Origin of the sequence: Streptomyces sp. NPDC059080 (assembly GCF_042739975.1) — a bacterium.
GTDB classification, from domain to species: domain Bacteria; phylum Actinomycetota; class Actinomycetes; order Streptomycetales; family Streptomycetaceae; genus Streptomyces; species Streptomyces benahoarensis.
Map to the genome: position 1 here is coordinate 13,521 of NZ_JBHYGX010000005.1, position 9,404 is coordinate 22,924.

At 71.9% G+C, this 9,404-nt stretch carries 6 protein-coding genes; all 6 read left to right on the forward strand.

Features of this window, described 5'->3' with window-relative positions:
* Positions 1-274 precede the first annotated feature (274 nt).
* The 6 genes from ACFWWQ_RS05165 to ACFWWQ_RS05190 all read left to right on the forward strand — a co-directional run bounded on the left by ACFWWQ_RS05165 (position 275) and on the right by ACFWWQ_RS05190 (position 9,237).
* A complete protein-coding gene (locus ACFWWQ_RS05165; protein ID WP_384590950.1) occupies positions 275-2,278 on the forward strand; it encodes a glycogen debranching N-terminal domain-containing protein in 2,004 nt (667 codons plus the stop codon).
* 49 nt (positions 2,279-2,327) lie between these two features.
* Positions 2,328-3,092, forward strand: coding sequence for an NUDIX domain-containing protein (locus tag ACFWWQ_RS05170; RefSeq protein ID WP_384590349.1), 765 nt, complete (start codon positions 2,328-2,330; stop codon positions 3,090-3,092).
* A 154-nt stretch (positions 3,093-3,246) separates the two neighbouring features.
* On the forward strand, positions 3,247-5,256 hold the full coding sequence (locus tag ACFWWQ_RS05175; protein WP_384590352.1) for an ATP-binding cassette domain-containing protein: 2,010 nt from the start codon (positions 3,247-3,249) through the stop codon (positions 5,254-5,256).
* Positions 5,257-5,376: 120 nt separating this feature from the next.
* Positions 5,377-6,348, forward strand: a complete 972-nt coding sequence (locus tag ACFWWQ_RS05180; RefSeq protein WP_384590355.1) for a FadR/GntR family transcriptional regulator — start codon at positions 5,377-5,379, stop codon at positions 6,346-6,348.
* 392 nt (positions 6,349-6,740) lie between these two features.
* Positions 6,741-8,294, forward strand: a complete 1,554-nt coding sequence (locus tag ACFWWQ_RS05185; protein WP_384590358.1) for an RNA polymerase sigma factor — start codon at positions 6,741-6,743, stop codon at positions 8,292-8,294.
* A 133-nt stretch (positions 8,295-8,427) separates the two neighbouring features.
* Positions 8,428-9,237, forward strand: coding sequence for a serine protease (locus ACFWWQ_RS05190; RefSeq protein ID WP_384590361.1), 810 nt, complete (start codon positions 8,428-8,430; stop codon positions 9,235-9,237).
* Positions 9,238-9,404 lie beyond the last annotated feature (167 nt).

Sequence of the window (9,404 nt, forward strand, 5' to 3'; positions counted from 1 at the left end):
CCCGCCCCCCGCCCGCCCCCCCCCCCCCCCGGCGGGGGCGCGCCCGGGGCCTTGCGTTTAGCTTGCGTGGGGGGGGGGGGGGCCCCCCCCCCCCCCCCCCCCCACCGTTCAGGTGGGTGGCGTCAACCGTCACCCGTACCGGTACCACCAGGGAGCATCACCCGTGCCAGGCAAGGATCACCCCACTCCACCGACCCCACGCGCCCCCGGAATCCCCCGCTCCGCACTGCCGCGCATCCCGCGGCCCCAGCCCCTCCACGCCTCACTGATCTCCGTGGCGCTGCCCCACCTCACCATCTCCCCGCCCGATGGCCAGCTCAGAGGAGAAAACGCCGACGGCTGCTACCACGACGGCCGCCGCATACTTTCCCGCTGCGAACTGCGCGCCGGAGCTGGCGAACCCGTCATCCTCCAGAGCAAGCAGACCGCAGCGGATCACACCCGATTCCTCGGCACCGTATGCCTCACCGGTGACCGCAGCCCCGACCCCGACATCCGCCTCGAACGACTACGCCGCGCCGACGGCAGCGAACGCCTCACCTTCCGCAGCAGCGCCTCCCGCCCCATCCGCCTCCCCGTCGACCTCCGGCTCGGCACCGACCTCGCCGAGCTCGGCGCCGCCGCCACCGGCATACCCGGCTCCGACCTGCGACCCGCCGTCCACGGAGCGGGCCTGCGCTGGTCCGGCCCCGGGGCGCACGCCGCGGTCACCGCGACCCCCGCCCCCGACGACGCCCTCGCCTCCGCCGGCCTCCTGCGCTGGGAACTCGAACTCCCACCCGGCGGCACCCGCACCATCGACCTCCGCCTCACCCTGGAACGCACCCCACCCAGCCGCCCGGACACCCGCACCGCACCCGGAGGCCCCCACGCCGGCCCGGAGCTCCGCGGCCCGTACCCCGCACATCACCCCGCCACCCCGCGCCCCCGCACCGCACGGCCCCAACGCCTGTGGGCAGCGCGCCTGGAATGCGACGACCCCCGCGCCGACGCCCTCCTCGCCACCTCCCTCGACGACCTCCACGGCCTCCTGACACGCGACACCGCCACCCCCACCGACCTCTACACCGCGGGCGGCATCCCCTGGCGCCCCGGCCTCTCACCAGCCGAAGCCCTGTGGTCCTCCCGCATGCTCCTCCCCCTCGGCACCCACCTCGCCGCCGGTACCCTCCGCCTCCTCGCCCGCACCCAACACACCGCCCCGGGACCGGACTCCGGTCGCCTCCCCGGTCCGCTCCGTGACGCCGGACCACACGCCCCACCCAGCTGCACCGGCACCGAAGCCACCCTGCTTTTCCCCACCGTCCTCGCCGAGGCACGCCGCTGGGGCCTGCCCGACCACGAGACCGAGCACCTGCTGCCCACCGCCGAACGCTGCCTCGACTGGCTGCTCCGCACCGCCACCTCCACCGGCCGCCCGCCCTACGTCCCCGATCCCGCCCCGTCGGGCCCGTACCGCTGCGAAACCCAGGCACACGCCCACCGCGCCGCCGTCCTCGGTGCCGACCTCCTCGACGCGTACGGCAAACCCCACGCGGACGACCTGCGGGAATGGGCGGCCCACCTCCGCACCCACTTCCGTACCGACTTCTGGTATGAGGACCGCTACGGCGGCCGCCCCGCCGCGCTGATCACCCCTCAGGGCCGCCCCCTGGCGCACCTCGGCGCCACCACCGCGCACCTCCTCGACACCGGTCTGCTCGGCGGTGGGCGGCACGCCCCCGGTCTGCTCGACCCCGTCCGCACGGCACAGCTCGCCGCGCTCCTGGCCGGTCCCGCCATGGACACCGGTTGGGGCCTGCGGAGCCTGAGCGCCAAGGAAGAGGGCCACAACCCGTTCGGGCACCGCAGCGGAGCGGTACGGCCCCACGAAAGCGCCGTCGCCGCCGCCGGGCTGGCCGCCGCAGGCCACGAACCCGGCGCGAACGTCCTGGTCAAGGGCGTCCTCGACGCGTCGGAGAGCTTCGGCCACCGGCTCCCCGAGATGTATGCGGGGGAGCAGCGCACTGCGGGAGCCACGCCCGTGCCCCACCCCGCGGCCTGCCGCCCCGCCTCCGTTGCGGCGGCCGGAGCCGTCCACCTCCTCCTGGCCCTTGCCGGTCTGCGCCCCGACGTCCCCGGCGGCACTCTCACGCTCCGGCCAGTGGCCAGCGCCCCGCTCGGCGCGCTCCAGTTCACCGGCCTCCGCGCCGCCGGACGCCCCCTCGCCGTACGGATCAGCCGCCTCGGCATGGGCATGGTGGAGGAGGCCGCCGACGGCTTGCAACTGAAGTCCTGATCTGGCGCGACGGCCTGTTTATCGTCAGGCGGACGACTATGATCACGTCATGCCTCCCTACGACCCGTCGGCCTTCCCGCCTTTCGCCGTCACCGTCGATCTGGTTGTGCTCACTGTGCGCCGCCACTCCCTCTGCGCCCTGGCCGTACGCCGTGGTGAGCCGCCGTTCCAGGGGCGATGGGCGCTGCCCGGCGGCTTCGTCCGCGCCGACGAAGACCTGGCGGGCGCCGCGGCCCGGGAGCTGGCCGAGGAGACGGGTCTGCACGCCCACGACCCGGCCGACCCCACCGCCCCGTACGGCGCGCACCTCGAACAGCTCGCCACCTACGGGGACCCGAAGCGCGACCCCCGTATGCGGGTGGTGAGCGTCGCCCACCTCGTGCTCGCCCCCGACCTGCCCGCCCCGCGGGCCGGCGGCGACGCCCACAGCGCCCGCTGGGCACCGGTCGAAACCTTCCTCGACCAGGAGCCCAGGAACGGACCCGACGACGACACCCCGGCTCCGCTCGCCTTCGACCATGCCCAAATCCTCGAAGACGGCGTGGAACGCGCCCGCTCCAAGATCGAATACTCCTCGCTCGCCACCGCGTTCTGCCCTCAGGAGTTCACGGTCGGCGAGCTGCGCCGCGTCTACGAAGCCGTCTGGGGCGTCGCCCTGGATCCCCGCAACTTCCACCGCAAGGTCACCGGAACCCCAGGCTTCCTCGTGCCCACAGGCGGTACGACGACCCGTCAGGGCGGCCGCCCGGCACAACTGTTCCGCGCGGGCGGTGCCACCCTGCTCAACCCGCCGATGCTGCGCCCCGAGGCATGACCCTCGGCGGGCACGCTCACGGCGCATCAGTAACACGCTGCAGTACCCATCCGACAATAACGAGTAAATAAGACATATAGGTCTATCTTGGCGGGGTGAGCCCTCTCGTACCCCCCGCCCCGTCCGACCGGTCTCACGCCCCGCGAGGGACGCGATGATCCAGGCCATCGGACTGACCAGCGAACCCCGCGGCGAACGCCCGCCCGCCGTCGACGACCTCACCTTCGACGCCCGACCGGGAAACGTCACCGTACTGCTCGGCCCCGCCGCGTCAGGGAAAACCACCGCGCTGAGGCTGATGCTCCAGCTCCAGTCCGGCCGCGGCGTCGCCCTCTTCCGCGGACGCCCCCTGCACTGCGTCCCCAACCCCCCACGCGAAATCGGCGTCGTCCTCGGCGTCGTCCCCGGCGACCCCTCACGCACCGCCATCGGCCACTTGCGCCTGCTCAGCGCGGCAGCCGGTGTCCCCGTGGCCCACGTCGATGACGTACTGGACCTCGTCGGCCTCACCGGCCTCGCCGACAAACGCGTCGGCGACCTCTCCCGCGGTATGGACCGACGCCTCGCCCTGGCCGCCGCCCTCCTCGGAGACCCCCACACCCTCGTCCTCGACGAACCCACCGACGGCCTGCAGCCACGCGACACCGCCTGGCTCCACGGGCTGCTGCGCGGCTACGCGGCACAAGGCGGCGCCGTCCTCATCACCTCACGCCACTCTCGCGAAGCCGCCCGCATCGCCGATCGCGTCATCACCCTCGAAAAGGGCCGTCTCGCCGCCAACCAGGACGCGGTGGCCTTCGCCCGCACCCGCATGCGCCCCCGCGTCGTCGTCCGCTCTCCGCAGGCCGACCGTCTCGCCGCGTTGCTCGTCGACGCATCACAACGCGCCGACCACGCCTCGGATCCCGTCATCGGGCGCGGCATCGAGATCGTCCGCGAGAGCGGCAGTCGCATCGCGGTGTACGGCAGCAACTGCGCCGCAGTCGGCGAAACCGCCTTCCGGAACCGGGTGCTGGTGCACCAACTCGCCGACGAGGCAGGCGACAGCGGCCTCGTCGAACCGCTCCACCGGGCAGATGGTCGACAAATGCGCGCAGTGACTGCGCCTCCCGGCGCGGTCGACGTCTCTGACCACGACACTGCCCCCCACCCCGCGCCCGCAGTTGCAATCGCTGATATCGATATGCCGACATCGTGCGTTGGCGATACGGCGACACACGCTGACGGCGACTGTCGCCCCGCGACCACCCCTCCCCCTGCCACCGACCCCAGCGAACTCACCGACACCCTCACCCTGCCGGTCATCACCGCACCCGCACCCGCAGCCGTCCCCCGCCCCGCACGTCCCCCTCGGTCCGCACCGACTCCGGAGCTACACATCCCACGCCTCCCTGCCCCCGGCCCCGCATGGCCGTTGCGCTACGAAGTGCGTCGCACGCTGACTGACCGCACCGTCGCCCTCGTCGCCGTCGTTTCGCTGCTCGCATCGTTGGTGCCGGCGCTCCTGTTGGCGCGCCATGGTGCCGCCCCCGTGTCACGTGTCCTGAGTGGGTGGCCGCGCCAACTCCCCTTCCCGCCCGCCGCGCTCGGGGCCGGGCTCGTCGGATCGCTGGCGTTCGGGCAGGAGTTCCGCTTCCCTGCGTTGGCTCATGAATGTGGTGCCGTTCCGCGTCGACTGGGGCTGCTGGTCGCGAAACTGGTGGTCAGCGGCGTCTGCGCACTGGCGCTCGGCGCGGCCGTCCTCCTCGCCGACGAAGCGGCCGTGCGGCTGCTGTTCGGGGCCGACGGCCTAGGCGGCCTCCCCGACATCCCGGTGTTCGTGGTCGGTTGGGCGGGGTTGCTGATCGGGTGCGCCTGGGCGGGGGTGCTCGCCGCCGGACTGTTCCGGTCCACGGCGATGGGGTTGGCAGCAGTGCTCGCCGTCCCGGTGCTCGTCGTACCGGCTGTGCGGTATGTGCTGGCCGAGCAGGCGGGGCGTTCCCTGGCGGGGCTGGCCGCGAGGCTGCAAGCTTCGGGACCCGTTCGCTGGCCTTCCGGAATCGATCACGGCGCTTCTGTTGTCGTGCGCTGGGTGACTCAACCTGTGGGCGGTTCCCTGGCGTTGTCCGTCGCCGCGCTGGTCTGCGCTTATGGCCTGACGGCGTTCCGAAGCCGGGTGCGCTGACCGTCGAGTACAGGTGTGGTGTGTACCCCTGGGGCGTCCGCTGTCCGCAACTCGCCCTGGAGAGCGCGTTTCTTTCCGATAAAGCGTCAATTATGAGGTACCGGGCGATCACCCTTTCGTGTGCTTTTCACCAAAGACCTCAAGGGTGTTCGGGACGCCGCCGACAAAGGATGCGTGAGTACCCTTGCGCACACCATGATGACCGCGGCTCGCCCCGCCGACGCCGGCCACGCAGGCCCGGGCGAGCTCAACCGCTACCCCTACGGCACCGCCGTCAACAGCACGGCGGACCGCGTCGCACCGGCGTGGGACGGCGCCGAGGCCGACATCGCCCGCGTCGGCCGGCGCACCGCCAGCAGCCGCGGCCGCGGCCTGCACGGCCAACTCGTCCAGCAGCTCGGCCAGATGATCGTCTCCGGTGACCTCGGCGCCGACCGGCCACTCGTCCCCGAGGAGATCGGCCAGCGATTCGAGGTCTCCCGCACCGTTGTCCGAGAGTCGCTGCGGGTGCTGGAGGCCAAGGGCCTCGTCAGCGCGCGCCCCAATGTGGGCACCCGGGTGCGTCCCGTGAGCGACTGGAACCTCCTCGACCCCGACATCATCGAATGGCGCGCCTACGGGCCGCAGCGCGACGCCCAGCGCCGTGAGCTGTGCGAGCTGCGCTGGACCATCGAGCCGCTCGCCGCCCGCCTCGCCGCCGGACAGGGGCGCGAGGACATCCAGCAGCGGCTCGCCGACATGGTCGACGTCATGGGGCATGCCGCGGCCCAGGGCGACACCATGAACTTCGCCCGCGCCGACACCGAATTCCACGCCCTGCTGCTCCAGCTCGCCGGGAACCGCATGCTCGACCACCTCTCCGGCATCGTCTCCTCCGCCCTGCACGTCTCCGGCGGCACGTCGGGCGGCTGTGAGCGGTTGGTCGAGACGTCCGTCGGACAGCACATGCGGATCGTCGACGCCATCGCCGCCGGGGACGCCGCGGCCGCCGAGGGCGCCGTGCGCCAGCTCCTCGCCGGCCACAGCGAGAGTGGCGGGCAGGTTCCCGGGGCGCCCGCGGATCATGTCGTGCCCGCTCCCCGCGAGCACTGACGGCACCACCTTCCGCGCACCCGCCACAGGCCCCGAAGCGGTCGGTCCGGCGGCGCGCACCCCGAAGGCAGGGGCGCCGCACGGAAGAGTGACCGCAGCCCGCCGGATCCGGGAGTCCTCCGGATCCGGCGGCGGGCTTCGGTAGGGTTGCATGTCATATGACCGGGAATGTGTCGTTATGAGGTGTGACTCGGGCCACGCGGATTGGGCGTAACGCTCGTCGGGGAAGCGCGATGACTTAAGAGGTGATAGCCGAGGAGGGAATACGAGTGGCGTCGACGACGCTGTTCAACTCCCCGGCTACCCCTGCGCCGCCGGCCATCCCCTCCGGCGGTCGTCGGCTCCGATCCACACTGGACGGGGCCGGAAGCCGTTTCCATCGTTCCGAGAGGTTGTTCGTGTCGGCCAGCACATCCCGTACGCTCCCGCCGGAGATCGCCGAGTCCGAGTCTGTGATGGCGCTCATCGAGCGGGGAAAGGCTGATGGGCAGATCGCCGGCGATGACGTGCGTCGGGCCTTCGAGGCTGACCAGATTCCGCCAACCCAGTGGAAGAACGTTCTGCGCAGCCTCAACCAGATCCTCGACGAGGAGGGTGTGACGCTGATGGTCAGTGCCGCAGAGGCGCCCAAGCGCACCCGCAAGAGCGTCGCAGCGAAGAGTCCGGCAAAGCGCACCGCCACCAAGACCGTCGCGGCCAAGACCGCAGCGGTGAAGAAGACCACCGCGGCGGCCACCTCCCTGGGAGACGCGCCGTCCGCCGAGGCGGAGTCCGCGCCTGCCAAGAAGGCCGCGGCCAAGAAGGCCACGGCCAAGAAGACGGTCGCCAAGAAGGCCACGGCCAAGAAGGCGACCGCCAAGAAGACGGCGGCCAAGAAGGACGTCGACGAGCTGCTCGACGACGAGGTGGCCGAGGAGACCCCGGCGCCCGGCAAGGGCGACGCGCCTGAGGCCGCCGAAGGCGCCGAGGCCGCCGGATTCGTCCTGTCCGACGACGACGAGGACGACGCGCCCGCGCAGCAGGTCGCCGCAGCCGGTGCCACCGCCGACCCCGTCAAGGACTACCTCAAGCAGATCGGCAAGGTCCCGCTGCTCAATGCCGAGCAGGAGGTCGAGCTCGCCAAGCGCATCGAGGCCGGTCTGTTCGCCGAGGACAAGCTGGCCACAGAGGAGAAGATCGCTCCCAAGCTCAAGCGCGAGCTGGAGATCATCGCCCAGGACGGCCGCCGTGCCAAGAACCACCTCCTGGAGGCCAACCTCCGTCTGGTCGTCTCCCTGGCCAAGCGTTACACCGGCCGCGGCATGCTCTTCCTGGACCTCATCCAGGAGGGCAACCTCGGTCTGATCCGTGCGGTCGAGAAGTTCGACTACACCAAGGGCTACAAGTTCTCGACCTACGCGACGTGGTGGATCCGTCAGGCCATCACCCGCGCCATGGCCGACCAGGCCCGGACGATCCGTATCCCCGTCCACATGGTCGAGGTCATCAACAAGCTCGCGCGCGTCCAGCGCCAGATGCTCCAGGACCTGGGCCGCGAGCCCACCCCGGAGGAGCTGGCCAAGGAGCTCGACATGACCCCCGAGAAGGTCATCGAGGTCCAGAAGTACGGCCGCGAGCCGATCTCGCTGCACACCCCGCTGGGTGAGGACGGCGACAGCGAGTTCGGTGACCTGATCGAGGACTCCGAGGCGGTCGTCCCCGCCGACGCGGTCAGCTTCACGCTTCTGCAGGAGCAGCTGCACTCGGTTCTGGACACCCTCTCCGAGCGCGAGGCCGGCGTCGTCTCGATGCGTTTCGGCCTCACCGACGGCCAGCCGAAGACGCTGGACGAGATCGGCAAGGTCTACGGCGTCACGCGCGAGCGGATCCGCCAGATCGAGTCCAAGACCATGTCGAAGCTGCGTCACCCGTCGCGCTCGCAGGTGCTGCGCGACTACCTCGACTAGCGGATACGGCAATACGGTTTCTGCGGGCCCGGCACCCTTCCGAGGGGGCCGGGCCCGCCGCCGTCCGGGTGCGCGAAGCCTCCGTTTGGGTCACGCTGGGTGGGCGATCACTGCCTCGGAGTCAGGAGTCCGTATGCGCCCGATCTTCCGCGCCGTACCTGGAGCCCTCGCCATGGTCCTTGCCGCACCATCCCTGGCCGTGGCCGACGCATCGGTGGTCGGGGGGCAGCCCGTACAGGCCGTGGAGAGCCCCTGGGTGGTGGCTCTCGCCTCCCAGAAGCGCTTCGGCAAGCAACGGTCCGGCCAATTCTGCGGCGGCGTCCTGGTCGGCCGCTCAACGGTGGTGACCGCCGCGCACTGCCTGAGCACCGAGGTGCTGGGAGTGCCCTGGCAGCAGGTCCGTGACCTGCGCGTGCTCGTGGGCCGCGAGGATCTCGCCGGTACCGGGGGACAGGCACTGAAGCCCGCGAGCGTGTGGGTCAATCCGCGCTACGACAACCGGACGAACGCCGAGGACATGGCGGTCATCACCCTGCCGACGCCCGTCACCAACCGGCCCGTCCCGATAGCCCCGGAGGGCTCGGATGCCTACAGCGAAGGCACCACCGCCGTGGTGTACGGCTGGGGCGACACCACGGGCCGGGGCGCCTATGCGACGCGTCTGCGGTCCGCGGAGGTGAGCATCCTGTCCGACGCCGTGTGCGCCCGCGCCTACCCGGGCAGTGCCGACGGGGCGTATCAGCCCTCTTCCATGCTCTGTGCGGGTGAACCGCAAGGAGGCCGGGACGCTTGCCAGGGCGACTCCGGTGGCCCGCTGGTCGTCGAGGGACGCCTCGCGGGGCTGGTGTCGTGGGGCGCCGGCTGCGGGGAGCCCGGGAGCCCCGGGGTCTACACGCGGGCCTCCGCACTGATCCCGGCCGTAGCGGTGCACGGCGCGGGCTGAGTCCCGCCTGCGGCACCGCTGAGTCCCGCCTGCGGCACCAGGGACGGAATCACGAGTGCGGGGGGGGGGCCCCGGGGTGTGGGGGGGGGGCCCCCCCCCCCCCCGGGGGCGCGCGTCGCGCGGCGGCGTGGGTTGGTGGTGTGTGCGGTGCTCACGGGTGGGCGACC